The sequence below is a fragment of the Azospirillum rugosum genome, assembly GCF_017876155.1.
In the GTDB taxonomy this organism is placed as follows: Bacteria; Pseudomonadota; Alphaproteobacteria; order Azospirillales; family Azospirillaceae; genus Azospirillum; species Azospirillum rugosum.
The window spans coordinates 80,825-105,908 of record NZ_JAGINP010000003.1; the positions used below are offsets into that span (position 1 = coordinate 80,825).

Sequence of the window (25,084 nt, forward strand, 5' to 3'; positions counted from 1 at the left end):
GGAGGGATCCATCATGGAACACGTCGCCTGGATGGCCTGGACCTGGCAGACCGGGGTCTTCTTCGTCGTCATCGCGGCGCTTCTGGCGCTTCTGACCATGTTGGCCGTCAACCGGCCGGAGATCGCGCGGGAGGGGGTGCTGGGCATCAGCACGACGCGCGGCGACCGGCTGTTCATCACGCTTCTCGGCAGCGCCTTCATCCATCTGGCCTGGCTGGGTCTGGTCGGCCAGGACCTTCACTACGCGACGGTCCTTTCGCTGCTCTACGCCGCGGCGGTGTTCCGCTGGGTGTGAGCGACGGGGCACCGCCGGCAAGAGCGGGCTTCAACAAAGGGGTATGGGAGGAAACACGATGCGCAAATTGTGCCTGGCCACCGCATCCGCGGCGGCCCTGATCCTGGGTTCCGCACCGGCCTTCGCCGACATCGAGGCGGCCAAGCGCTGGATCGACAGCGAGTTCCAGCCGTCGACCCTGTCGAAGGACGAGCAGCTGAAGGAGATGCAGTGGTTCATCGACGCCGCGAAGCCCTTCGCCGGCATGGAGATCAACGTCGTCTCCGAGACGATCACCACGCACGAGTATGAATCGAAGACCCTCGCCAAGGCCTTCAGCGAGATCACCGGCATCAAGCTGCGCCACGACATCATCCAGGAGGGTGACGTGGTGGAGAAGATCCAGACGCAGATGCAGTCGGGCAAGAACATCTACGACGCCTGGATCAACGACAGCGACCTGATCGGCACGCACTTCCGCTACAACCAGGTCGTGCCGCTGACCGACTGGATGGCGGGCGAGGGCAAGGACGTCACGCTGCCGACGCTGGACGTGGACGACTTCATCGGCAAGTCCTTCACCACCGGGCCGGACGGCAAGCTCTACCAGCTTCCCGACCAGCAATTCGCCAACGTCTATTGGTTCCGCTACGACTGGTTCCAGAACCCGGACCTGAAGGCGAAGTTCAAGGCCAAGTACGGCTACGAGCTGGGCGTCCCGGTCAACTGGTCGGCCTATGAGGACATCGCCGAGTTCTTCACCAACGACGTGAAGGAGATCGACGGCGTCAAGGTCTACGGCCACATGGACTACGGCAAGAAGGACCCGTCGCTCGGCTGGCGCTTCACCGACGCGTGGCTGTCCATGGCCGGCAACGGCGACAAGGGCCTGCCCAACGGCAAGCCGGTGGACGAGTGGGGCATCCGCATGGAAGGCTGCCGCCCGGTCGGCTCCTCCATCGAGCGCGGCGGCGACACCAACGGTCCGGCCGCCGTCTACTCCATCACCAAGTATGTGGACTGGCTGAAGAAGTACGCGCCGCCGCAGGCCGCCGGCATGACCTTCTCCGAATCCGGCCCGGTGCCGGCCCAGGGCAACGTCGCGCAGCAGATCTTCTGGTACACCGCCTTCACCGCCGACATGGTGAAGCCCGGCCTGCCGGTGATGAACGCCGACGGCACGCCGAAATGGCGCATGGCCCCGTCGCCGCACGGCTCCTACTGGAAGGAGGGCATGAAGCTCGGCTACCAGGACGCCGGTTCCTGGACGCTGATGAAGTCCACCCCGGTGGACCGCCGCAAGGCGGCCTGGCTCTACGCCCAGTTCACCATGTCCAAGACCGTCAGCCTGAAGAAGAGCCACGTCGGCCTGACCTTCATCCGCGAAAGCGACATCTGGGACAAGAGCTTCACGGAACGCGCGCCGCAGCTTGGCGGCCTGATCGAGTTCTACCGCTCGCCCGCCCGCGTGCAATGGACCCCGACCGGCGTGAACGTGCCGGACTACCCGAAGCTGGCTCAGCTCTGGTGGCAGTCGATCGGCGACGCGTCGTCGGGGGCGAAGACCCCGCAGGCGGCCATGGATTCGCTGGCCGCGGCCCAGGACTCGGTGCTGGAGCGCCTGGAGCGGTCGGGCGTGCAGGGCGACTGCGGGCCGAAGATGAACAAGAAGGAGTCGGCGGAGTTCTGGTACGCCAAGGCCGAGAAGGACGGCAACATCGCCCCGCAACGGAAACTCGCCAACGAGAAGCCGAAGGGCGAGACCGTGGACTATGACGAGCTGATCAAGTCCTGGCCCGCCAACCCGCCGAAGAAGGCGGCGATGAAGTGATGGTATAAACCCTCTCCCCTCTGGGGAGAGGGTGGTGCGAAGCACCGGGTGAGGGGGTTGCGCGTGGCGGTACGTCCGGCACAAGCGCAACCCCCTCACCCCAACCCTCTCCCCGGAGGGGAGAGGGAGAAAAAGAGCGAACAGGGGGAGCCATGCCCGACGCCGGTCACGTCCTTGCCATCGACCAGGGCACCACGTCCACGCGCGCCATCGTCTTCGACCGGCAGGGGCTGCCCGTCGGCGTGGCCCGGCGGGAGTTTCCGCAGCATTACCCGGCCGACGGCTGGGTGGAGCACGACCCGGAGGACATCTGGCGCGACACCGTCGCCGTGCTGCGCGACGCCGTCGCGGAGGCGAAGCTGGGCGCTGCGGACATCGCCGCCATCGGCATCACCAACCAGCGCGAGACGACCGTCGTCTGGGACCGTCGGACCGGGGAGCCGATCCACCGCGCCATCGTCTGGCAGGACCGCCGCACCGCCGACACCTGCCGCCGGCTGGTCGAGGAGGGTTGCGGGCCGCTGGTGCGGGCGAAGACCGGGCTGCTGATCGACGCCTATTTCTCCGCCACCAAGGCCGCCTGGATCCTGGACCATGTTCCGGGATCGCGGGAGCGGGCGGAGCGCGGGGAGCTGTGCTTCGGCACCATCGACAGCTTCCTGCTGCACCGGCTGACCGGCGGGCGCGTGCACGCGACCGACGCGACCAACGCGTCGCGCACCATGGTGTTCGACATCCACCGGCAGGACTGGGACGACGAGCTTCTGGCCCTGTTCCGCATCCCCCGCGCCATGATGCCGGAGGTGCTGGACAGCAGCGCCGAGTTCGGCGCGACGGAGCCGGACATCCTGGGGCGTTCCATCCCCATCACCGGCATCGCCGGCGACCAGCAGGCGGCGACCTTCGGGCAGGCCTGCTTCGAGCCGGGCATGGTCAAGTCCACCTACGGCACGGGCTGCTTCGCGCTGCTGAACACCGGCGACAAACCGGTGGAGTCGCGCTCCAACATGCTGACGACGGTGGCCTACCGGCTGGACGGGCGGCCGACCTACGCGCTGGAGGGCTCCATCTTCGTCGCGGGCGCTGCGATCAAGTGGCTGCGCGACGGGCTGGGGATCATCACGCACGCCTCGCAGACCGACGATCTGGCGACGCGCGTGCCCGACAGCCACGGCGTCTATCTGGTGCCGGCCTTCGTCGGGCTGGGCGCACCGCATTGGGACCCGCACGCCCGCGCCGCCATCTCCGGCCTGACGCTCGACGCCGGGCCGGCGCACATCGCCCGCGCGGCGCTGGAGGCGGTGGCCTTCCAGACGCGCGACCTGCGCGATGCCATGGTCTCCGACTGGCCCGCGCCGGATTCCAAGACCGCTGGAGCCCTGCGCGTGGACGGCGGCATGGCGGCGAACGACTGGCTGTGCCAGTTCCTGGCCGACATGCTGGACCTGCCGGTGGAACGGCCGGCGGTGATCGAAACGACCGCGCTGGGGGCGGCGAGCCTCGCCGGGCTGAAGGCCGGCGTCTACCGCGACCAGGGGGCGCTGGCCGCCGCTTGGCGCTGCGACCGCCGGTTCGAGCCGCGCATGGAGGGGGCGAAGCGCGCCCGGCTCTATGAGGGCTGGCTGGACGCCGTGCAACGGGTGCGCCGTGGGCGCTGATCGGGGGACCGTTGGAATGAATTTGGGCGAAGACCTGCGCGGGAAGCGCGTGCTGGTGACCGGCAGCAGCCGGGGGATCGGGGCGGCGGTGGGGGCAGCGTTGGCCGGGCTGGGCGCCCGGGTGGCGCTGCACGGCTCCGGCGCCAGCGACGCGGCGGCGCGGCTGGCGGCGGACCTGCGGCGCAGCGGCGCCGACGTTCACGCCTTCACCGGCGACTTCCGTGACCCGCGCGCGGTGGAGTCCGTGGTGGATTCGGCGGTGGAGGCGCTGGGCGGCCTCGACATCCTGATCAACAACGCCGGCACCATGGTCGGGCGCATGCCGCTGGGGGCGCTGGACGACCGCTTCCTGGACGAGGTGATCGACCTGAACCTGCGCTCCGTCGTCGTGGCCTGCCGACGCGCCCTGCCGGCGCTGAAGGCGGCCGGCGGCGGGGTGATCGTCAGCACCGTGTCGATCTCCGCCAAGACGGGGGGAAGCCCTGGGTCGTCGCTCTACAGCGCGTCGAAGGCGTTCGTCTCCACCTTCACCCGCTCGCTGGCGGCGGAGTTGGCGCCGGACCGCATCCGCGTCAACGCCGTGTCGCCGGGGACCATCGACACCGACTTCCACCAGCGCTACTCCTCCCCGGAGAAGCTGGCGGCGACCGCGGCGCGCATCCCGCTGGGGCGGCTCGGCACGGCGGAGGACTGTGTCGGGGCGTACCTGTTCCTGGCCTCGGACGCGCTCAGCGCCTACATCACCGGGCAGGTGATCGAGGTGAACGGCGGCCAATTGATGGTGTAACTCGCCCTCTCCCGCCCCCGGCGGGAGAGGGGATTCAAGGCGCGTTCCATGCCCAGGCGTCTTCTCATTGTCGCGCACGCGCCGTCCCCCAACACGCAGGCCTTGCGGGACGCGGTGCTGCGCGGCGCCCGTTCCCCGGACGTCGGCGGCGTGGAGGTCGTGGCCAAGCCGCCGCTGGAGGCCGGGCCGGACGACGTGCTGGCGGCCCACGGCATCATTCTCGGCACGCCGGAGAACCTGGGGTACATGAGCGGCGCGCTGAAGGATTTCTTCGACCGCGTCTACTACCCCTGCCTGGAGCGCACGCAGGGCATGCCCTACGCTCTGTTCGTCCGGGCGGGGCACGACGGCACCGGAACCTGCCGGGCCGTCGCGGCCATCACCACCGGCCTGCGCTGGCGCGCGGTGCAGGAACCGCTGGTCTGCCGGGGACCCGCAATGGCGGAGTTCGAGGCGCGCTGCGAGGATCTGGGCCTGCTGATGGCGGCCGGGCTGGAGGCGGGGATCTTCTGACCGTCCTCGACCGCAGAGCGACGGCATTCGGCTCCTTTTTCCGGAGCGGGAGAGCCCTGCGGTCTCAAACCACGCCCTTGTTGCCTCATGCCCTCGACTCCTGTAGGATATAAAACCTATTTAGCCGGGAGGGCGCCGCCATGAAACACCATCGCCGCTCATGTTTCATAACGTTTCATGGCGTTTCATTCCATCGCACCCGACGCAGCGCGCGGGGGGGCAATGACAATGGTCCTGCGCCGGGAGTCCGGGCTGCACATGCAATCGCCCTGTCCTCTACCGGAGGTCCTATTGACGGCGCCCGTAAAACATCCAGTCTCCTAAGGCAACAGCGCCTCTGATCCGAAGGCGCGTCGAACGGTGGAAGGAGGAGTGGATGGACAGCAGCAAGGGCCGGCCGTGCTGGCATGGCGAGGTGAAGCCCGTCGGGACCGTGACGGTGACCGACGACACCACGGGCAAGTCCGTGAAGCTGCCGTTGCTGGAAGGCACGGAAGGCCCGCGCGTCATCGACATCCGCAAGCTGTACGCCGAAACCGGCTATTTCACCTTCGATCCCGGCTTCACCTCCACGGGAAGCTGCGAGTCGGCGATCACCTACATCGACGGCGACCAGGGCATCCTGCTGCACCGCGGCTACGCCATCCAGGACTTGGCCGAGCATTGCGACTATCTGGAGGTCTGCCATCTGCTGCTGAACGGCGAGCTGCCGAACCCGCAGCAGAAGGAGACTTTCGCCAACACCATCACCTACCACACGATGGTGCATGAGCAGTTGGCGAAGTTCTACAGCGGCTTCCGCCGCGACGCACACCCGATGGCGGTGATGTGCGGCGTGACTGGCGCCCTGTCGGCCTTCTACCACGACTCCACCGACATCTTCGACCCGAAGCAGCGGATGATCGCCGCGCACCGGCTGGTCGCCAAGATGCCGACCATGTCGGCCATGGCCTACAAGTATTCGGTCGGCCAGCCCTTCATGTACCCGCGCAACGACCTGTCGTATGCGGAAAACTTCCTCTACATGACCTTCGGCACGCCCTGCGAGCCTTACCGGGTCGATCCGATCCTGGCGCGCGCCATGGACAAGATCTTCATCCTGCACGCCGACCACGAGCAGAACGCCTCCACCTCCACCGTCCGTCTGGCCGGCTCGTCGCACGCCAACCCCTTCGCCTGCATTGCGTCCGGCATCGCGGCGCTGTGGGGCCCGGCGCACGGCGGCGCCAACGAGGCGGTGCTGAACATGCTCGACCAGATCGGCTCGGTCGACCGCATCCCCGAGTTCATCAAGCGCGCCAAGGACAAGAACGACCCCTTCCGCCTGATGGGCTTCGGCCATCGCGTCTACAAGAACTACGACCCGCGCGCCAAGATCATGCGCCAGACCTGCTACGAGGTCCTGGACGTGCTGGGCATCAAGGACGAGCCGCACCTCGCCATCGCGATGGAACTGGAGAAGATCGCGCTGGAGGACGAGTATTTCGTCGAGCGGAAGCTGTACCCGAACGTCGACTTCTATTCGGGTATCATCCTGAAGGCGATGGGCTTCCCGACCAGCATGTTCACCGTGCTGTTCGCGCTGGCCCGCACCGTCGGCTGGATCTCCCAGTGGAAGGAGATGATGGAGGACCCGCAGCAGAAGATCGGCCGCCCCCGCCAGCTCTACACCGGCCGCCCCGGCCGCGCCTTCGTCCCGCTGAACAAGCGCGGGTGATGGCTTAATTCCTTCTCCCCTCCGGGGAGAAGGTTAGGATGAGGGGGCGGCCGAAGGCCGGACACGCGCTGCAATGAGCGTCGGTTGTCGGCCTGCGGCCGCCCCCTCACCCCGACCCTCTCCCCGGAGGGGCGAGGGAGACCGGTCTTTACCCCACCGTCACCCGGTAGCTCAGCTCGCGCATGTCGCCGGGGGCGAGGTGCATCAGGCCGGGCTTATCCACGAACGGGCCGTCGAAGCCGGCCGGGGAGGCGTGGCCGCGCCAGGGTTCGATGCACAGGAAAGGCGCGCCGGTCGGTTTCGACCAGAGGCCCAGCTCCGTGAAGCCTTCCCACGACACGGTGATGGACGGCGCGCCGGGCGCCTCGAAGCGGACGGAGCGGCTGGCCGGCTGGTCCAGGATCACCGCGTCGGCCGCGAACAGCCCCTCGCTCAGCGGCAGCCGGCGGCCCTGGATCGGGCTGGGCTCCGGCGTCGGCGACAGCAGGCCACCCTCCACGCGGCGGATCGGCGCCGGCTCGTCCTTTTCGAACACCAGCGCGTGCGCCTCCTTGGGCAAGCCGTCCGCCAGCGGCCAGCGGAAGGCCGGGTGCGCGCCGACGGACGCCGGCAGGACCTCCGTCCCCGGGTTGGTCAGCGTGTGCCGGACGGTCAGACTGTTCCCGTCCAGCTCGAAGCTCAGCTCCAGGCGGAAGGCGAAGGGGTAGAGCGCGCGCGTCTGCGCGTCGTCGGACAGCGACAGCCGGCAGGAGGTCGGGCCTGTGTCCGCCCAGGCGAAGCGGCGGTCGCGGGCGAAGCCGTGCTGCGTCAAGCGGTAGGCCTTGCCGTCGTGCAGAAGCCGGTCGTCCTTCAGCCGGCCGACGATGGGGAACAGCACCGGCGCATGGCGCGGCCATTCCGGCCCCGCCTGCCACAGCAGTTCCCGTCCATCGGCGGTGCGCAGGGAGCACAGCTCCGCGCCGTCGGCCTTGATCGTGGCGCTCAGATGTCCGTTGTCGATGGTGTAGCGGTCCATGAGGCCCTGTCTCCCGGGGATGTCAGTGTGGCGGGTAGATGGCGGTGATGCCCTCGATCATCGTCTGCGCGGCCAGCGCCGCCAGGACGATGCCGAGGACGCGGCTGACCGTGTGGATCACGGTGCGGCCCAGCAGCTTGTCCACCGCGTCGGCGATGATCAACAGGGCGGTGACGCTGCCGATCGCCACGGCCGCCGCGGAAAGCACCATCCCCTGGCCGGCGAGCGTGGCGCCGTAGCGGTCCATCAGCAGCAGGGTGGAGGTGATGGCGCCCGGCCCGGCGATCAGCGGAATGGCCAGCGGGAAGACGGCGAGGTCGTGCGCCTCCTCCTCCGTCCGCGCCTCGTCGGCGGTGCGCTCCTTGCGCTCGGCGCGGCGCTGGAACAGCATCTCGAAGGCGATCCAGAACAGCAGCGCGCCGCCGGCGATGCGGAAGGCCGGCATCCCGATCGACAGCGCGTTCAGGACGATCTCGCCCAGATAGGCGAAGAAGACGATGATCGCGAAGCTGATCAGCGTGCCGCGGAGCGCGATGGTCCGCTTGCGCGGGCTGTCGAACCCGCGCGTCAGGCCGAGGTAGATCGGCACCAGCCCGACCGGATCGACCACCACCAGGAACACGACCAGCGCGCTGACGAAATCCTCCACGGAATGAACTCCGGATGAAAGCGTTGACGTCCCCATTGACGTCCGACGACCCTGTTAGCAAATGGCGAGGATGCCCGCCACGGCGCGCTTGGTCCGGGTTCACTTCGCAATGGGGAGGGTCCTACGCGGGAATCCGTGCTGGCGTGCGCCGTGGCCGTGGTTATAATCAGCACAAGTTTCGAAATTTTGTCCCCTCTCCGGAGCCCAGGCTTTGAGCAAGACCGTAATCGTCGTCGACGATAGCAAGCTGTCCCGCATGCACGTCCGCGGCATAATACTTCGGAACAAGCCGGATTGGACGGTCGTGGAGGCCGCGAACAGCGCGGAGCTTTACGAGAAACTGGACGAAAGTAGTATCCAGATCGCCATAATCGATTTCAACATGCCCGGCGACAACGGGCTGGAAGCGGCCTCCCGCCTGCGCGAGAAGCGGCCCGACATCCACATCGCCATCATCACCGCGAACGGCCAGGACGCCGTCGTGTCCGGCATCCGCGCGCTCGGGGCGGCCTTCATGCCGAAGCCGCTGGACGAGGAGCAGGTGGCGCGGTTCCTGGCGGCGTCCGACCTGCCGCGCCGGCAACCCTCCGCCGGCAAGGCGGGCTGATGCCGCAGAGACTGGACGAACTGGAACGGGACGCCCTGGCGGAACTGGGCAACATCGGCGTCGGCAAGGCCTCCACCGCGCTCAGCCGCATGGTCGGTGGCCCCGTACTGGTTTCCGTCCCCAACGTGGAGATCGTGCCGGGCGACCGGCTGGTCGCCGCGCTGGAACAGGCGCTGCCGGGACCGCTGGTCGCCGTGTCGGAAAGCCTGTCCGGCACCTTCCGCGGCTCCGCCATCCTCCTCCTGCCGGAGCGCAGCAGCCTGCCGCTCGCCAGCGCGGCGCTGCCGCCGGACGTGCCGAAGGAAGACGCGCAGGAGCTTGAGGCCGAGGCCCTGGCGGAGGTCGGCAACATCGTGCTGAACAGCTGCCTGTCACTGATGGCAAACCTGCTGGGCACCGGCATCGACACGACCCTGCCGTCCATCCTGCGCGGCCCGGTGGCGCGGGTGCTGGAGGGGTGCGGTGTCGAAACCGCCGCCGAGGCGTCGGCCATCCTGTTCCAGGTGACCTTCCGGCTGGAGTCGCAGGCCCCCGCCGGGGCGATCGTGGGCGGGGAGATCGTGCTGGCGCTGGATGCGGAATCCAGCGCCGGGCTGAAGGCCATCATCGGGCGCTATATCGGGCGCATTCTGAACTAACCAACAAACTCCGGCTTACGGGGCGAGGGGCAAGGCATCATGGCACTGGTCAAGAAGAAGCAGATCGACACGGCGCGCACCGCCCGCGACGCGGAGCCGGAGAACGGCACCGCGACCGCCGCGGGCGCTCCCACGTTCGACGCCGCCGCGGCTGATCCCGCCGACCGCCGCGCCGCCGAGGCCCGGCGGCGGGCCCGTGCGGGCAGCCGGCGCCGCAAGGCGGCGGAGGGCATCGCCGCCGCGTCGAACGAGCTGGCCAGCGGCGTGGCCCAGGCCGCCGCCGCCGCGGAGGAGCTGCGCAAGGCCATGGAGCAGGTCGCCGCCGGCGCGGAGGAGGCGGCCAGCGCCACCCAGCAGTCGCAGCGGATGATCGACCGTGCCGCCCTGCTGATCGGCAAGGCGCGCGGCAACGCGGAATCGGCGCTGGCCCGCGTCGAGGTCCTGCAGACGCTCGTCAAGGACGTCAGCGCCCAGATCCTGGGGTCCGTGGAAGGGCTCGTCCGCGCCGCCACCCGACAGGAGGCCGCGGTGTCCCTGGTCCGCGACCTGGAACGGCAGGCGGGGCAGATCGGCGCCATCGTCGGCAGCGTGGCCGCCATGGCCGACCAGACGAACCTGCTGGCCCTGAACGCGGCCATCGAGGCGGCCCGCGCGGGTGACGCCGGCAAGGGCTTCGCCGTGATCGCCGACGAGGTCCAGGCGCTGGCCGAGCGGTCGGAACGGTCGGCCAACGACATCCAGCGGATGGTCGTTCAGATCCAGGAGGCCGTCGGAGCCATCGTGTCCGGCATCGTGGCGTCCGCCGACGCCGCCAAGGCCGAGGTTGCGCGCGGCCGGACCATCGCGGCGCAGCTCGACCGCGTGCGCGGCGACATGGGCGCCATTGCCCGCGGCGCCCAGGAGACGATCAAGGCGGCCATCGAGGCCGACGTCGCCACCCGCGAAGCGCAGCGCGGGGCCGAGAACATCGCGTCGGCCGCGGAGGAGCAGGCGGCGGCCAGCGAGGAGGCGCTGAAGACCGTCGGCCAGCAGGCCGAGGCGCTGGCGCAGAGCGGGCAGGCCGCCGGCCAGCTGTCGGAGTTGGCGGACGACCTGTCCGGCACCACCGACGTGCGCCGCGCGGCGACGGAGCTGGCCTCCTCCGCGGAGGAGCTGTCGGCCGCGATCGAGGAGATCAACCGCGCCGCCGCCCAGATCATGGCGGCGATCTCCCAGATCGCCCGCGGCGCGCAGACCCAGGGCGCGGCGACCCAGCAGTCGAGCGCCGCCATCGCCGAGGTCGAGGCCAGCGCCCGGCTGAGCCAGGCCCGCGCCGAGGACGCGCTCGAGCGCTGCGGCGCCATGGAAAGCCTGCTGGGCGAGACTCAGGCCATGGTCGGCGCGCTCGCCGCCGGGGTGCGGCAGACGGTGGACGCCAACCGCGGCACGGTGGGGCGGATCGAGGAGCTGGAGCAGGTCGGCCGGCGCATCGACAAGGTGGTGGACGCCATCTCCATCATCGCCATCCAGACCGGCATGCTTGCGGTCAGCGGCTCCATCGAGGCGGCCCGCGCCGGGGAGTTCGGGCGTGGCTTCACGGTCGTCAGCACCGACATCCGCAACCTCGCCCGCGACAGTTCGGAGAATGTGGAGCGGGTGAAGGACATCGTCCGCACGATCCAGGACCAGATCGGCCGCGTGCGCCGCGACACGGAGGAGGTCAGCGCCGCCGCCGAGCAGGAGGCCACGCGCCACCAGGAGTTCGCGACCAGCCTCGCCTCCGCGGTCGGGGAGCTGCGCACCGTGACCGACGGCAGCCGCGAGATCATGGAGAACGCCGCGGAGGTCCAGCGCGCCGTCGCCGAGACGCAGAAGGGCGTGGAACAGATCGCCGCCGCCGCGACCCAGGCCGGGCTGTCCGCCAACGAGGCGGCGAAGGCCGCCCGCGAGCAGGCCAAGGGCGCCGAGGAGCTGGCCGCCGCCATCGAGGAGATCGCCGCCATGGCGGACGAACTGCAGGGGGCCGGCTGACGGCCCGCCGGGGAGACGGCCGATGGCGGCGATCATGGGGGCGGCGATCATGAGAAAGGACGGGGGGCGTTCCTTCGTCACCTTCGTTCTCGGCGGGACGAGCCTGGCCGTCCCGATGGACGAGGTGCTGGAAATCCTGCGCCCGCCGGAGGTGGTGCGCGTCCCGCTGGGGCCGGCGAGCCTGGAGGGGCTGGCGCGGCGGCGCGGCGTGGTGCTGCCGGTCATCAGCCTGCGGCGCATCCTGGGTGTGGATGACCCGGATGGAGAAGGACGGGACGGAGACCGGCGGGATGTGGGCGGCCGGCTGCTGGTGGTGCGCCATCGCGGCCAGCCGGTCGGCCTGCTGGTCGACCGCATGACCGGGCTGTCCAGCGTGACGGAGGGCCGGATCGCCGCCGTGGACGAGGCGGCGGAAGGCGACATTGAGGAGGCGTTCCTGGCCGGCGTGATCCGCGCGACGGCTGGGCAGGCGGGGGCTGGGCAGGCGGGGGCTGGGCAGGCCGGGGCGCTGATTCTCGACACCGGTCCTGTGATCGAGCGGCAGTTCGCGGATTTGGGCCGGATTGGCGGTGGGGGATTGGCCCTGGGCGAGGCGCCGCGCCCGTCCTCGGCAACCGTGGAGGCCGTGGACGAGGAGCGTCTGGTCGTCTTCGACGTCGCCGGGCAGGACTTCGCGCTGCCCGTCGCCGCGGTGCAGGAGATCGTCGGGTTCCCGGAGGCGGTGACCCGCGTGCCGCGCGTCCGCTCCCATCTGCTGGGCGTGACCAGCTTGCGCGACACGCTGCTGCCGCTGGTCGGCCTGCGCGAGCTGTTCCAACTTACCGAGGGCGGGGAGGGCAGCCGCGGGACGCGGGTGGTCGTGGTCCGCACGGCCGAGGGGCTGGTCGGCGTGGTCGTGGACGGCGTGCATGAAATATTGCGGATTTCGCGTGGGCGGATCGACCCGGTTCCGGCGTTGTTGGCGCGGGAAGCGGAATTCGAGGACGTCGCGGGCATCGCCCGGGCGGATGGCGGCCGCTTGATCTCGATCCTGTCGGCAGACCGGCTGTTCCGCCATGGAGCGGCGCTGGGGACCGGCACGCGGGGAGTGGACATGGGCGGCAAGGATGGGGACGGGAAGAGCGGTGTGGGCACGGTGCGGACGGAGGCCTTCGTGGTCTTCCGGCTGGCCGGCGCCGAATACGGGCTGCCGGTGGCGGCGGTGCAGGAGGTGCTGCGCCGTCCGGACGCGCCGACGCCGCTGCCCAACGCGCCCGACTTCGTGCGGGGCGTGATGCCCCTGCGTGGCGGCGTGTTGCCGCTGATCGACCAGCGCCGCCTGCTCCGCCTTCCCGAGGGTGGGGAGGGCGCGCAGGCACGGGTGGTGGTCATCGCCGCAGGATCCGCGCGGGCGGGGCTCCTGGTGGATGGCATGACCGGGATCGTCAACGTGCCGGAGGACCGCATCGACGCGGCCCCGGTCGTGTCCCAGGCGCAAAGCCGGCTCATCCGGCGCGTCGCCGCACTGGACGACGCGTCCCTTCGGCAAGGGGAGGCCGCGGAGGGCCGCCGCATGATCCTTCTGATGGATCCGCAAGAACTGCTGGACATGGACCAGCTGACCGCCCTTCTCGCCGTGGCCTGATCCATGCCCCGAGTTCTGGTCGTTGACGATTCCATCCTGATGCGCCGGCGCATCGCGGGCATCCTGTCGGACGCCGGCTTCACCGTGGAGACCGCCGCCGATGGGGCGGAGGCGCTGGCGCGCGTGGCCGAGTTCGACCCGGACGTGGTCACCCTGGACGTGACCATGCCGGGGATGGACGGGCTGACCTGCCTGAAGCGCATCATGGTCGAACGCCCGAAGCCGGTGGTCATGGTTTCCGCCCTCACCGCGGAGGGGGCCGACGTGACGGTCGAGGCGCTGCGGCTGGGCGCGGTGGAGGCCGTGCAGAAGCCGTCCGGCATCGGCGCCATCGGCCGCATCGCCGAGGAGCTTGTCGACACCGTGCGCGCCGCCGCCTCGTCCCGCCCGCGCCGGGTGCAGGGCCTGCGCGAACGCCTGCGCCTCGCCCGCTCCCTGATCGCGGGGGAGGATTTCGCCGCCGAGCCGGCGTCCCCGGCCCCGGCCGGGCTGGTGCCTCCCGATGCCGAAAACGGCCTCGTGCTGATGGGCGTGTCGACCGGCGGGCCCAGCACGCTGGAGGACATCCTGCCCGCCCTGCCCGGCGATTTCCCCTGGCCGGTGGTCGTGGCCCAACACATGCCCGCCAACTTCACCGGGGCGCTCGCCCGGCGGCTGGACCAGATCTGCGACCTGTCGGTCGTCGAGGCCGCCCTGCCGACGCCGCTGGAACCGGGCACGGTCTGCATCGCGCGGGGCGGGGCCGACCTTCAGGTCGTCCGTCGCGGCGGCCGGCTGGTGGCCCAGCCGGTGCCCATGGCGCAGGACCGCAGCTGGCATCCCAACGTGGACCGGATGGTCGAAAGCGCGCTGCGAGTCCTGCCGGCGTCGCGGCTGGTCGGGGTCCTGCTGACCGGCATGGGCTATGACGGTGCCGCCGCCATGACCGAGCTGCGCCGGCGGGGCGGACGGACCATCGCGGAATCGGAGGAGAGCGCCGTGGTGTTCGGCATGCCGCAGGAACTGATCCGCCGCGGCGGGGCGGAGGTGACCCTGCCGTCCGACCGCGTGGCGCAGCACTTGGTGCGGTGGATGAGGGAGATGGCGCCGGCAAGGCCCCACCACCCCAAGACCTGAACGCGGGGCTAAAGCGGATTGCAATCCGCTTTGGACCGCGACCGCGGGCCCGGTCGCAGGTGCGACCGAAGCCCGGCCGGCGAATGAGGCCATGTGAATCTAAAGCGAATGCAAATTCGCTTTAAGGCCACAGTCTGGGGCCCGCCGCCGTTGTGGCGAAACGCGTTGCACTGATGAGGAATTCGGATCATGGCCCTGGTGAAACCGCGCAAGCCGGTGGAGCCGATTCCGACGGAGGACGGCGGCGATCCCCTGCTGCGGCTGGAGGACGCCGATCCGGCGCGGCGGCGCGCGGCGGCCCACGCCCTGGGCGGCCGTGCTGACGCCGTGGACGCGCTCGCCAAGCGGCTGCCGCGGGAGCAGGACGCCAGCGTGCGGGAGGCGTTGCTGACCGCGTTGGTGCTCACGGGCACCGCGGACGCGGCGCGCTCGATTCTGCCGCTGCTGGCGAGCGAGGACGTCGGCCTGCGCAATGGGGTGATCGAAAGCCTCCAGCAGATGCCGGCGGCTGTGGTCATGCCGGAAGTGGCGCCGCTGCTGCGGTCGGACGACCCTGACCTGCGCATCTTCGCCGCGCAGCTCATTGGCCGCTTGGCCCACCCGGATCGCCTGCCGTCGCTGATCGGGGTGCTGGAGCGGGATCCGGAGGTGAATGTCTGCCTCGCCGCGGTCGAGGCGCTTATGGAAATCGGCCGGCCGGACGCCCTGCCGGCGCTGGAGCGGCTGGCCACGCGTTTTCCGGACGACCCCTTCGTCGCCTTCTCCGTCGATGCGGCGCGCCGCCTCTTTTCCGGGCCCTGAATGTCCGATCGAATGTCCGATCCTGCCAACAAAGACGACTCGGGGCTGAGCCCGGCGGATTATGAGACCTTCTGCACCTACCTGCGGGAGCGGACGGGCCTGTCCTTCACCGAAGCCAAGCGCTACTACGTGGACCGCCGCGTGGCCGAGCGCATGGCCGCCGTCGGCGCCGATAGCTTCCGCGACTACCTGAACCTGCTGCGGTTCCAGGCGTCGGGCGAGGAACTGCAACTCCTCGTCAACCTGATGACCGTCAACGAGACCTACTTCTTCCGCGAGAAGTACCAGCTCGACTGCCTGGTCAACTCGGCGCTCGACGAGGTGGTGCGTGCGCGCCGGCCCGGTTCGCGCGTGCGCATCTGGTCGGCTGGCTGCGCCACGGGGGAGGAGCCTTACTCCATCGCCATCATGCTGCTGGAATACTGGAAGCGGGTGGACGAGTTCGAGATCGAGCTGTACGCCTCCGACATCGACAGCCGGGTGCTCGCCCGCGCGCGCGAGGGCATCTACGAGGAGCGCGCGCTTCATGCGGTTCCTCAGGAATTGGTCGCCAAGTACTTCACGCAGCTCGATTCCCGGCGCTGGCAGATTATGGAGGAGCTGCGGGAATCCATCGACTTCTCGCTGGTGAACATCGCCGACCCGAAGCAGGTGGCCGGATTCCAGTCGTTCGACGTGATCTTCTGCCGCAACCTGTTGATCTATTTCGACGACCTCGGCCGGCGGCAGGCGGCGGCGATGTTCTACGAGGCGCTGTCGCCCTGCGGCTTCATCGCGCTGGGTCATTCGGAAAGCATGAGCCGCATGTCGTCGCTTTTCGTGCCGCGCCGCTTTCCGGACGCTATTCTGTACCAGAAGCCCCAGACATAAGGAGGCCGGCGGTGAGGGAACCAGAGGACAACGATAGGCATGGCGACAGGCGCCGCGTGCTGGTGGTGGACGACGCGGCCACCGTGCGCGCCTACAGCCGCAAGGTGCTGGAGGCCGACGGCTTCGCCGTGGACGAGGCCGTCAACGGCATCGACGGGCTGGAGCACGCGCTCGCCAACCCGCCGGACCTGCTGATCGTGGACATCAACATGCAGAAGATGGACGGCTACGCCATGCTCCGCCGCCTGCGGCAGGAGCCCGCGCTGCGCGACGTGCCCGCCGTCATGATCAGCACCGAATCCAAGGACAGCGACCGCGAGAACGCTTTGCTGGCCGGGGCCAACTGGTACTTCGTCAAGCCGGTGCGCCCGGACGACCTGACCGCGGCGGCCCGCCTGTTGACCGGGCGCGGCGCGGGCCAAGCCGGAGGCCAACGCTCATGAGCGAGCTGTTCGACCAGTTCGTCCTTGAGGCGCGCGAGCTGCTGGACGCCGCCGGCGCCAGCCTGCTGCGGCTGGAACGCGATCCGGCGGACGCGGGCGCCATCAACGACCTGTTCCGCGCCCTGCACACGCTGAAGGGCGCCACCGGTCTGTTCGACATGGCGCCCTTCACGCGCCTGGTCCACGGCGGCGAGGACGCCCTGATGGCGGTGCGGGAGGGGCGGGCGGCCATCAGCGGCGACCTCGCCGACCGGCTGCTGCAACTGCTGGACCTCGGGGCGGCCTGGGTCGACCGGCTGGAGGCGGAGCGGGCGCTGCCGGACGGTGCCGAGGCCATGGCGCGCGAGCATGAGACGCTGCTGCGCGCCGCCCTGGGCGGGACGGACGCGGGGACGGCCGGGCAGGACGCCGCCTTCGCCTGGGTGGACGACCTGTCCACGGCGGAGGGGGAGCGCCTGGGCGGCCGGGCCGTGACGGCGGTCAACTACGAGCCCAACGCGGACTGCTTCTTCAGCGGCGACGATCCGCTGGAGCTGTGTCGGCGGATTCCCGATCTGCTGCTGCTGCGCATCGAACCGGTCGAGCCCTGGCCCTCCCTGGCGGAGCTGGACCCCTACCGCTGCGCGCTGCGCTTCCGGGCGCTCAGCGGCGCGGCGAAGCCGGACGTGGAGCGGCTGTTCCGCAGCGTGCCGGATCAGGTGCGGATCGCCGCCGTCACCGTCAAGACCAAGCCGCGCGCCGCGGAGCCGCCGCCGAAGGGGGGCGTGGAGGATCTGGCCGGGGCGATGCTGCGCGAACAGCGGCGCATCCTGGCCCTCAGCGGCAGCGTGGCCGAGGTCGAGGGGCGCCAGGGCGCGGTCGTCCGGGCGGTGCGCAACATCCTGACCGCGCTCGGCCGCCACGGCGACGCGGCGGAGCTGGAGCGTGCGGCGGGCAATCCGGAGTCACTGCGCGGCTTCATCGAGGGGCTGGCGGGAGGCGTCGCGCCGGCCGCGCCGATTTCCCCCACCCCGGCCGCTCCGTCGGCCGGCCGCCGCGCCCTGCGGGTCGACGCCGACCGCATGGACAGGCTGATGGCGCTGGTCGGCGAGCTGGTCGTGGCCAAGAGCCGGCTTCCCTACCTCGCCCGCGAGGCGCAGGAGGGGCAGCGCGCCGACACCCTGGCGCTGGGGATCAAGGAGGCGCAGGGGCAGATCGACTCCATCGTCGCGGAGTTGCAGGACGCCGTGCTGCGCCTGCGCGTGCTGCCGCTGTCCCGCGTGTTCGAGCCGCTCCCCAGGCTGGTCCGCGACGCGTCCCGCCGGCTCGGCAAGTCGGTGGAGCTTGAGATGTCCGGCGCGGAGACGGAGGCCGACAAGGACGTCTTGGACATCCTGGGCGAGCCGCTGCTGCACCTTGTCCGGAACAGCCTGGACCACGGCGTCGAGCCTCCGGACGCGCGGCGCGCGGCCGGAAAGCCGGAAGGTGCTGTGATCCGCGTGCGGGCTTTCCAGGATCGCGACGGGGTGGTGGTCGAGGTGTCCGACGATGGCGCCGGCATCGACGCGGAAGCCGTGCGCCGCAAGGCGGTGGAGCGCGGCCAGGTCACGGTCGAGCAGGCCGCGGCGATGGAGGACGCGGACGCCCTGCGGCTGGTCTTCCTGCCGGGGCTCAGCACGGCAGAGGGTGTGACCGACCTGTCGGGCCGCGGCGTCGGCATGGACGCGGTGCGCAACGCGGTGGAACAGGCTGGCGGACGCGTGGAGATCGCCTCCACCCGTGGGGCCGGGACGACCATCCGCCTGGTTCTGCCGGCCACCATGATGATCACCCGCGTGATGGTGGTGGAGGCCGCCGGCGCGCTCTACGGCATTCCGGTCACGCTGGTTTCGGGCATGCAGCGCGTGCCCCGCGACGCCATCCGCCGGGTCAAGCACGCGGAAAGCGTGGTCCTGAACGACACCGTGCTGCCCCTGCTGCGCCTGCGCCGCCTGCTCGGTCAGACGGAAGAGGAGCGGGTGGAGGGAAGCGAGGCGGTGCTGGCCGTCGATCTCGGCGGCCATCGGCTGGCCCTGGTGGTGGATGCGTTCCGCGAGCGCGCCGATGTGGTGCTGAAGCCGATGACCGGCGTCCTGGCGCGGCTGCGCGGCTATGCCGGCACGGCGGTGCTCGGCGACGGGCGCCTGCTGTTGGTCCTCAACCTGCGGGAGCTTCTGTGATGCCGATCCGCTTTGACGGCGAGACCGCCCGCTTCGACGGCGCCTGCACCGCGGACGAGGCCATTCCGCTGGCGGAATGGACGGAAGCGGCGAACGCCCCCCGCGTGGACCTGGGCGCCTGCACGAGCCTGCACACCGCGCTCCTCCAGGTGCTGATGGTCGCGCACACGACGGTGGCGGTGGAGCCGGAGGACGCGTTCCTGAAGGCGTGGGTGGCGCCGCTGCTGCGCAACACTCCAGGGTAACCGCTTGAAGGCGACGCGCGGGAGTTGCGGGCAATAATTGTCACGGATGACACGGGACTGCCCGGATCAGTGCGTAGGTTGGGTGGAGTGCCAGCGGAACCCAACAATGCCGGTCCGGCGACGTGAGTTGGGTTTCGCTGGCGCTCCACCCAACCTACGGATCTAGCTGAACAGCTCCATCGTGTCGGGGGTCTTCTCCGGGGTGCGGCCGTCGAGGATGGCGCGGACAACCTCCACGGCGGCCGTCAGGGTGGCCTGGGAGAAGGGCTTGGGCAGGCAGCCGATGCCGTATTCGCGGCTGGGCTCCACCTCCTCGCGGTAGGAGGTGACGAAGAGGCAGGCGATGCCGTCCGCGGTCATCTGGCGGGCCGCGTCGATGCCGCTGGAGCCCTGGGACAGGTGGATGTCCACCAGCGCCAGGTCCGGCTGGACCTCGCGCGCGAGGGCAATGGCCTTTTCCGAGGTGGCGGCCGGCCCGTGCACCTCGTGCCCGGCCGATTCCAGGTAGAAGGTCTGTTCCATGGCGATCAGGACTTCGTCCTCGACGAGCAGGATCTTCATCCGTTGATCTCCGCCGGGCTGTCTTCAAGCATCGCGTTCCGCGGTTCCCCCACGGTCAGCACGATCCGGAAGGAGGTTCCGCGTTCCACGGGCAACCGGCTGACGGTCGCGCTTATCTGGCCCGTGAGGCTGGTGATGAGGCGCATCCCCAGGCTGCGCGTCTTGCGCATGTCGAAGCCTTCGGGCAGGCCCGGCCCCTGGTCGGACACGATCAGTTCGGCGGCCAGCTCAGGGGGGGCGCCGGTCTTGTGCAGTTCCACCAGGATGTTCGCCGGCTCAGCCCCGCGGTGCTTGATGGCGTTGGTGATCAGCTCGTTGGCGATCAGGCCAAGCGGGGCCGCCTGGTCGATCGGCAGGTCGATGCGGTCGGCCTTCACCGCGATCGCGCCCAGCGTGGCGCCGGACGCCCGCGACAGGTCGGTGCACAGCTCGTTGAGGTAGCTGCCGAACTCGATGGTCTGGAACTGATCGGTCTGGTAGAGGCGGCTGTGCACGCGCGCGATGGCGTCGATGCGCGCGCGGGCGTCCTGGAAATGCGCCCGTTCAGCGGCGCCGGGAAGGCTCATGGTCTGTAGCGTCAGCAGGCTGGAGACGAGCTGCAGGCTGTTCTTCACGCGGTGGTTCACCTCGCGCAGCAGCGTGGACTTCTGGCCCACCAGCTTGCGCAGCGTCGCTTCCATCGACTTGATCTCGGTGATGTCGATGTGCATCAGCACGGCGCCGCCGAACGGACCGGCGGCCATCGGGGCGGCCAGGCAGCGGTACCAGCGAGGGCCCCCCGCCGACAGGCCGGGATACTCGATCGACACCGGCGTGCCGCCGAACAGGAGGAGGCCGCGCAGGCCCTCGATCAGGGCATCGGCGTAGTCCGCTCCCCCGGCCTGGGTCGAGGCGCAGGCCTCCAGGTAGTTGTCGCCGATGATGGAGCCGTCGCCGAGGAAGCCGGCGCCCGGCCCGCCCTCCGCCCAGGCCTTGTTGACGGAGATGATGTGGCCGCCATGGTCGAGCACGGCGATGTGCGCCGGCAGCGCGTCCAGCGTCGCCTTGGTCTGCTCGGCCAGCTGCCGCATGGCCAGGGCGTTGGCCTTCAGCTCCTCGCGGGTGCGGCGGCGCTCCGTGATGTCGCGCAGGATGCCGGTGATGAAGCTGCGCCCTTCCGATTCCCAGCGGGCGAGCGACACCTCCAGGTCGATGCGCGAACCGTCGCGCCTGCGGCCGATCAGCTCGATGGGGGCGTGGCGGTCGGCGGCGTCGCGGTCGACCAGGCTGGACCAGTCGGGCGAGCCCTCGGCCAGGACGAGGCTCACGCTCTGCCCGATCAGCTCGTTGGGGCGGTAGCCGAACTGCTGCGCCGCGGCACCGTTGGCCCATTGCAGGACGCCGCGGGTGTCGGTGGTGACGATCGCGTCGGGGGCCGTGTCCACGATGGCCCGGTAACGGGCGTCGCGCTGCTCGCGCAGGACGCGCTCGCGGTTGACCACCGCGGTCACGTCGGTGACCTGGATCACGCAATAGCGCGCGCCGTTCGCCGTCATCGGGCGGATCAGCACGTTGTGCACCATGCGCCGGCCATCGGCGCAGCGCAGCGGGAACAGCACCGGGTTGAGCGTGTGCGACAGGACGCTGGGCGCGCCGGTGTCCAGCACGTCGCGGATCGCCGTGTGCAGGCGCGAATCACGAAGCGCCGGCAGCGCGTCCACCAGCTCCTGACCATGGATCGTCGCCGAGGGAACCCCGGAGGCGGCCTCCATCCATCCGTTCCAGAACTGCACGCGGCCGTGGCGGTCGAGCACGACGATGCCGACGTCGAGCGCGTCCAGAATGCTCTCCTGCCAAGGCAGCCGCTTAACGTCCGTCGGTTCCATGGGGTGTCCCGGAGGCGATGCGTTCAATGAATCCATGGATGAGGCCCTTCAGGGACTCCAGAGACGACAACCCCATCATAAGGGCGATGTAACCCCGGATGCTTCGGCTGCGGATCAGGAAGTCGATGTAGAGAAACATCACCAGTTCGTCGGCGTTCGACTCGCCGTTCTCGAAAATCCGGTCGCTGTCGCCGCGCAGCACGCTCGGCAGCGAGATGTCCAGCCGGTCCTTGAGCGTATTGGCCATCACGACCAGACAGCCGTTCAGGATGATGTTCCCGATCTCCGCCAGAGCGTCCTGCTCCAGGTCGACGATCTCCTCCAGGCTGAGCGCGCTGCCCAGCACGGCGCGGGCCAGTTCCAGGCTGTTGGTTTCCGGGAAGATCAGCAGCGCGCGCCCGGAGAAGGAGCCCTGGAACGACTGTTCCACCGCGACCAGGCCCGACCGTTCGCGCGTGGCCAGGAAATGGGCGGCGTCGGCGCGGCTGACGATCTCCACCGACGGCACCGACAGCAGCACCTGGTCGGTGACCATCCGGCTGAGATGGGTGGCGGCGCGCCCGACCCCCATGTTCACCAGCTCCGTCAGCGCATCGCGCTCCAGGTCGGTCAGTTCAACCATGCACCGGCGCTCCAAGTCGTCCTGAAATGGTCTGCCCGTACGGGACCGTCCCGCCGCGCCAAGTATCTCGACATTTTGACCAATTTTGGACAGGAAGGCTGTAAAAATAATTCCCGTCAACGGCATATGCCGAATATGGGAGAGCTATAGCCATATCAGTGTGGCTCTGTTGTTCATGCAGCGCGCGTCAGGTTCCATTGGGCTTGCCTTGCCGGTTTACAACGTTTGTACACCCGTTCTTGCAGTGCCTCCCCGGTCGGACTTCCTCGCCGGGATGACGGTTGGAAACGGCGGCACGGACGGGAATGATCCCCAACTCTTCCGGACGGATCGACCGTTCGCCGTTCGGTGCGGACGGGCTGCCGCCATTTCGGCGCAACCCGCCACGCCGCTAGGCCGCAAGACGGCGGACGAGATCCCGTATGAACCCTTCGCAGGCGGTGACCTGGGCGACGTCGATGTATTCGTTCGGCTGGTGCGCCTGGTCGATGCTGCCCGGGCCGCACAGGACGGTGGACAGGCCGGCCGCCTGGAACTGCCCGGCTTCCGCGGCGAAGGACACCATGCCGGTGTCGTTCCGCCCGGTCAGCGCGTGGCACAGCTGCGCGGCCGCCCCCGCGGGTTCCGGCGCCAAGCCGGGAACGCCGGCCAGCTGCTCGGTGCGGATGTCGCAATCGGGGCTGATGCGCCGCATCCGCGCCAGCAGACGCTCGCATTCCGCCGCGAAACGGTCGCGGTAGCGCGTCCAGTCGTCGCCGGGCAGCGGGCGGATGTCCCACAGGAAGGAACAGTGGCGGGCCGTGATGTTGGGGGCCGTGCCGCCCTCGATCGTCCCGACGTGGAGCGTCGTGAAGGGCGGGTCGAAGGCGCAGGCGGGGCCGCAGGCAGGATCAGCCGCGGCGATGTTCTCCTCCGCCATGTCGGCGATCAGGGAGACCAGCCGCGCCGCCACCGTCACCGCGCTGACGCCCCGGTCGATCTGCGAGGAGTGCACCTCGTGCCCGGTCACCGTCGTCCGCAGGACGTAGCAGCCCTTGTGCGCCAGCACCACGCCCATCGACGTCGGTTCGCCGACGATGACGGCGCTGGGGCGCGGCAGCTCCGCGGTCATCCGCTCGATCATGGCCGGCGCGCCGAGGCAGCCGACCTCCTCGTCGTAGGACAGGGCGAGGTGCAGGGGCCGCTTCAGCCCGGCCGCCAGCATCTCCGGCAGCATGGCCAGCGCCACGGCCGGGAAGCTCTTCATGTCCGCGGTGCCCCGCCCGTACAGGCGGCCGTCGCGCTCCACCATCGTGAAGGGGTCGGTGTCCCAGGGCTGGCCGTCCACCGGCACGACGTCGGTGTGGGCGGAGAGCACCACGCCGCCTTCCACCGCCGGTCCGATCGTCGCGAACAGGTTGGCCTTGCCGCCGTCCGCGCTGGGGACGACGCGGCTTTCGACGCCGTGGCCGGCAAGATGATCGCGGACCCAGTCGATCAGCGCCATGTTCGACCGGCGCGAGACCGTGTCGAACCCGACCAGCCGGGCGATCATCGCCTTGGAATTTTCATGCACCCTGGAAGATCCGTTTTGGAACCCGGCCCGTATCCGCACCGGTGTGATATTCTTTAGACCCTAAACACTGGCCCCTGCATCCCCCTTTGTCAAATGCGACATCCCCGCGGCGCCGAAAACGCCGCAGGGATGTCGCGACTTGCGGGGGTGGGGCGTGTGGTCCGGCGAGCGGCTGGACGGACCTGGGGGTCAGGCCGCCGTCCAGACCTTTTCCGTCAGGACCGTGCGCACCAGGGTGAGGGCGCTTTCCGCGCTTTCCCGCCCGTCGAGCTTGGAGGCCAGCGCCTCGATCTGCGGGGCGGGCATGGTGGAGCGCAGCCGGCGCACGGTGTCGGTCAGGTGGCGTTTGGCGAAGCGCGCCTGGTTGCCCCGTTCGGACAGTTCCTGGAAGGCCTGCCGCCGCGTCGCGGCGTCGCGTCCGGCGCTGGCCGCGGACGCCCGCTCGGCCGCTGCGGCTAAGTCGTTGTTCGCTTGAAGATACTTGGTGATCGCCTCGGTGAGGATCCGGTTGGCTTGCATCAAGGGATCAAGGGACATGCGATGGACTCTTTGCCTTCTGTGATGGCGCCGGGTCGGGGCGGCCCAATGCCCAGTTGGTTTGGTGAAAACTAAATTCAGCGAATGCCGATGTTCAACCCGGCGAAGTGTCCTATGCGGACCGGGTCGCGATCCCTGGGTGCCACCATCGCCCCCCGACCTACCACGTGTCGCCGCCTCTGGAGGCGCGAGAATATAGGACCATATGATTTAAGGAACGGTTTTTTTGTATACTGTCGTCTGTCACATAGACCGGGAACTCAGCGGCACAGCCGTCGTTTTTCTCAAGCGTCGTGGTTTCTGCGGCCAAAGCCCAATTGGAGACTGAAGAATGCAAGGCGATCGCGAGGAACGGATCCGCCGTCGCGCCTACCAGATCTGGGAGCGCGAAGGGCACCCGGAGGGGCGTGGTGAGGCTCATTGGGCGCAGGCTTGCGCCGAAATCGATGCCGAAGACAAGGCGTCGATCGTCGAGAAGGCGGTCGACGCCGGAGCCGGCGTGGTGACGAAGGTGGTGCGCCGCACCAAGAAGGCGGCCACGCAGGCGATCGGCGCCGGCCTGAACGCCGTCGTGGACGTGGTGGAGGAGGCGCTGGCCCCGAAGAAGACCCGCGCCCGCAAGTCCAAGGACGAGGCCGGCAAGCCGGACCCCGCGAAGGCGGAAGCGGCCCCGGCACCCGCGGCGGAGCCCGCCAAGGCGGCGAAGGGCGGCAAGAAGAGCCAGCTTCCGGTGCCCGAGACCGGCACCCGCGCCGTCGCCAAGACCGAGGACATGGACAGCGCCGAGAAGGCGATGAAGCCGGCGCGCGGCAAGGCCGGCAAGTCGGTGAAGCCGGAGGACGACAAGCAGCCGGAAGCGTCCGCGAAGCCCCGCCGCAAGTCGGCCGCCGGGCAGAACACCGAAGCGGCTCATTGAGACGGTCGGAAAGCCCCTCTTCCCACCTTGGG

Annotated in this window: 24 protein-coding genes; 17 read left to right on the top strand and 7 right to left on the bottom strand. The window is 69.7% G+C overall.

What is annotated here, in order from left to right:
• Positions 1 to 13: 13 nt before the first annotated feature.
• From J2851_RS05285 to gltA, 6 genes are all read left to right on the top strand, one after another.
• Positions 14 to 295 (top strand): DUF2160 domain-containing protein, encoded by a 282-nt coding sequence (locus tag J2851_RS05285; protein ID WP_209764747.1) that lies wholly within the window; start codon positions 14 to 16, stop codon positions 293 to 295.
• 58 nt (positions 296 to 353) lie between these two features.
• Positions 354 to 2,105, top strand: coding sequence for an ABC transporter substrate-binding protein (locus J2851_RS05290; RefSeq protein WP_209764748.1), 1,752 nt, complete (start codon positions 354 to 356; stop codon positions 2,103 to 2,105).
• A gap of 152 nt (positions 2,106 to 2,257) precedes the next feature.
• Entirely contained in the window at positions 2,258 to 3,763 is a 1,506-nt protein-coding gene (gene glpK, locus J2851_RS05295) for a glycerol kinase GlpK (RefSeq protein WP_209764749.1), read from the top strand.
• Between the two features lie 16 nt (positions 3,764 to 3,779).
• On the top strand, positions 3,780 to 4,550 hold the full coding sequence (locus J2851_RS05300; RefSeq protein WP_209764750.1) for an SDR family NAD(P)-dependent oxidoreductase: 771 nt from the start codon (positions 3,780 to 3,782) through the stop codon (positions 4,548 to 4,550).
• Between the two features lie 48 nt (positions 4,551 to 4,598).
• Entirely contained in the window at positions 4,599 to 5,063 is a 465-nt protein-coding gene (locus J2851_RS05305; protein ID WP_246500432.1) for a flavodoxin family protein, read from the top strand.
• A 376-nt stretch (positions 5,064 to 5,439) separates the two neighbouring features.
• Positions 5,440 to 6,780 carry a citrate synthase gene (gene gltA, locus J2851_RS05310; RefSeq protein ID WP_209764751.1) on the top strand — a complete coding sequence of 447 codons (1,341 nt, stop codon included), beginning with the start codon at positions 5,440 to 5,442 and terminating at the stop codon, positions 6,778 to 6,780.
• A gap of 148 nt (positions 6,781 to 6,928) precedes the next feature.
• On the opposite strand, the gene J2851_RS05315 is transcribed toward gltA, so the two are convergent.
• A complete protein-coding gene (locus tag J2851_RS05315; RefSeq protein ID WP_209764753.1) occupies positions 6,929 to 7,795 on the bottom strand; it encodes an aldose 1-epimerase family protein in 867 nt (288 codons plus the stop codon).
• 22 nt (positions 7,796 to 7,817) lie between these two features.
• On the bottom strand, positions 7,818 to 8,444 hold the full coding sequence (locus J2851_RS05320; protein ID WP_307419011.1) for a MarC family protein: 627 nt from the start codon (positions 8,442 to 8,444) through the stop codon (positions 7,818 to 7,820).
• Between the two features lie 211 nt (positions 8,445 to 8,655).
• Between J2851_RS05320 and J2851_RS05325 the strand changes: the two genes are divergently transcribed.
• The 10 genes from J2851_RS05325 (at position 8,656) to J2851_RS05370 (ending at position 18,996) form a co-directional block, all read left to right on the top strand.
• On the top strand, positions 8,656 to 9,051 hold the full coding sequence (locus J2851_RS05325) for a response regulator transcription factor (protein ID WP_209764757.1): 396 nt from the start codon (positions 8,656 to 8,658) through the stop codon (positions 9,049 to 9,051).
• Positions 9,051 to 9,689: a chemotaxis protein CheC gene (locus J2851_RS05330; RefSeq protein WP_209764759.1), complete on the top strand. Its 639-nt coding sequence runs from the start codon at positions 9,051 to 9,053 to the stop codon at positions 9,687 to 9,689. Before J2851_RS05325 ends, J2851_RS05330 begins: the two co-directional genes overlap by 1 nt.
• A gap of 39 nt (positions 9,690 to 9,728) precedes the next feature.
• Positions 9,729 to 11,699: a methyl-accepting chemotaxis protein gene (locus J2851_RS05335; RefSeq protein WP_209764760.1), complete on the top strand. Its 1,971-nt coding sequence runs from the start codon at positions 9,729 to 9,731 to the stop codon at positions 11,697 to 11,699.
• A 22-nt stretch (positions 11,700 to 11,721) separates the two neighbouring features.
• Entirely contained in the window at positions 11,722 to 13,323 is a 1,602-nt protein-coding gene (locus J2851_RS05340; RefSeq protein WP_246500433.1) for a chemotaxis protein CheW, read from the top strand.
• Positions 13,324 to 13,326: 3 nt separating this feature from the next.
• Positions 13,327 to 14,439, top strand: a complete 1,113-nt coding sequence (gene cheB / locus J2851_RS05345) for a chemotaxis-specific protein-glutamate methyltransferase CheB (protein WP_209764762.1) — start codon at positions 13,327 to 13,329, stop codon at positions 14,437 to 14,439.
• A gap of 189 nt (positions 14,440 to 14,628) precedes the next feature.
• Positions 14,629 to 15,240, top strand: coding sequence for a HEAT repeat domain-containing protein (locus tag J2851_RS05350; protein ID WP_209764764.1), 612 nt, complete (start codon positions 14,629 to 14,631; stop codon positions 15,238 to 15,240).
• 12 nt (positions 15,241 to 15,252) lie between these two features.
• Positions 15,253 to 16,110, top strand: a complete 858-nt coding sequence (locus tag J2851_RS05355) for a CheR family methyltransferase (RefSeq protein ID WP_209764766.1) — start codon at positions 15,253 to 15,255, stop codon at positions 16,108 to 16,110.
• 11 nt (positions 16,111 to 16,121) lie between these two features.
• Complete coding sequence (locus J2851_RS05360) at positions 16,122 to 16,553, top strand: response regulator (RefSeq protein WP_209764767.1); 432 nt, start codon at positions 16,122 to 16,124, stop codon at positions 16,551 to 16,553.
• A complete protein-coding gene (locus tag J2851_RS05365; RefSeq protein ID WP_209764769.1) occupies positions 16,550 to 18,751 on the top strand; it encodes a chemotaxis protein CheA in 2,202 nt (733 codons plus the stop codon). The genes J2851_RS05360 and J2851_RS05365 overlap by 4 nt, the downstream gene beginning before the upstream one ends.
• A complete protein-coding gene (locus J2851_RS05370; RefSeq protein WP_209764771.1) occupies positions 18,751 to 18,996 on the top strand; it encodes a hypothetical protein in 246 nt (81 codons plus the stop codon). The genes J2851_RS05365 and J2851_RS05370 overlap by 1 nt, the downstream gene beginning before the upstream one ends.
• Positions 18,997 to 19,158: 162 nt before the next feature.
• Here J2851_RS05370 and J2851_RS05375 read toward each other — a convergent pair whose 3' ends face one another.
• The 5 genes from J2851_RS05375 to J2851_RS05395 all read right to left on the bottom strand — a co-directional run bounded on the left by J2851_RS05375 (position 19,159) and on the right by J2851_RS05395 (position 24,136).
• The gene (locus tag J2851_RS05375) at positions 19,159 to 19,557 is read right to left on the bottom strand and encodes a response regulator (protein WP_209764773.1); all 399 of its coding nucleotides are present in this window, start codon (positions 19,555 to 19,557) and stop codon (positions 19,159 to 19,161) included.
• Positions 19,554 to 21,422, bottom strand: a complete 1,869-nt coding sequence (locus tag J2851_RS05380) for a sensor histidine kinase (RefSeq protein ID WP_209764774.1) — start codon at positions 21,420 to 21,422, stop codon at positions 19,554 to 19,556. The genes J2851_RS05375 and J2851_RS05380 overlap by 4 nt, the downstream gene beginning before the upstream one ends.
• On the bottom strand, positions 21,403 to 22,044 hold the full coding sequence (locus tag J2851_RS05385; protein WP_209764775.1) for a chemotaxis protein CheC: 642 nt from the start codon (positions 22,042 to 22,044) through the stop codon (positions 21,403 to 21,405). Before J2851_RS05385 ends, J2851_RS05380 begins: the two co-directional genes overlap by 20 nt.
• Positions 22,045 to 22,435: 391 nt before the next feature.
• A complete protein-coding gene (argE, locus tag J2851_RS05390; protein ID WP_209764776.1) occupies positions 22,436 to 23,599 on the bottom strand; it encodes an acetylornithine deacetylase in 1,164 nt (387 codons plus the stop codon).
• Between the two features lie 189 nt (positions 23,600 to 23,788).
• The gene (locus J2851_RS05395) at positions 23,789 to 24,136 is read right to left on the bottom strand and encodes a hypothetical protein (protein WP_209764777.1); all 348 of its coding nucleotides are present in this window, start codon (positions 24,134 to 24,136) and stop codon (positions 23,789 to 23,791) included.
• Between the two features lie 331 nt (positions 24,137 to 24,467).
• Here J2851_RS05395 and J2851_RS05400 point away from each other — a divergent pair, with 331 nt between their 5' ends.
• The gene (locus J2851_RS05400) at positions 24,468 to 25,052 is read left to right on the top strand and encodes a DUF2934 domain-containing protein (protein ID WP_209764778.1); all 585 of its coding nucleotides are present in this window, start codon (positions 24,468 to 24,470) and stop codon (positions 25,050 to 25,052) included.
• Positions 25,053 to 25,084: the final 32 nt, after the last annotated feature.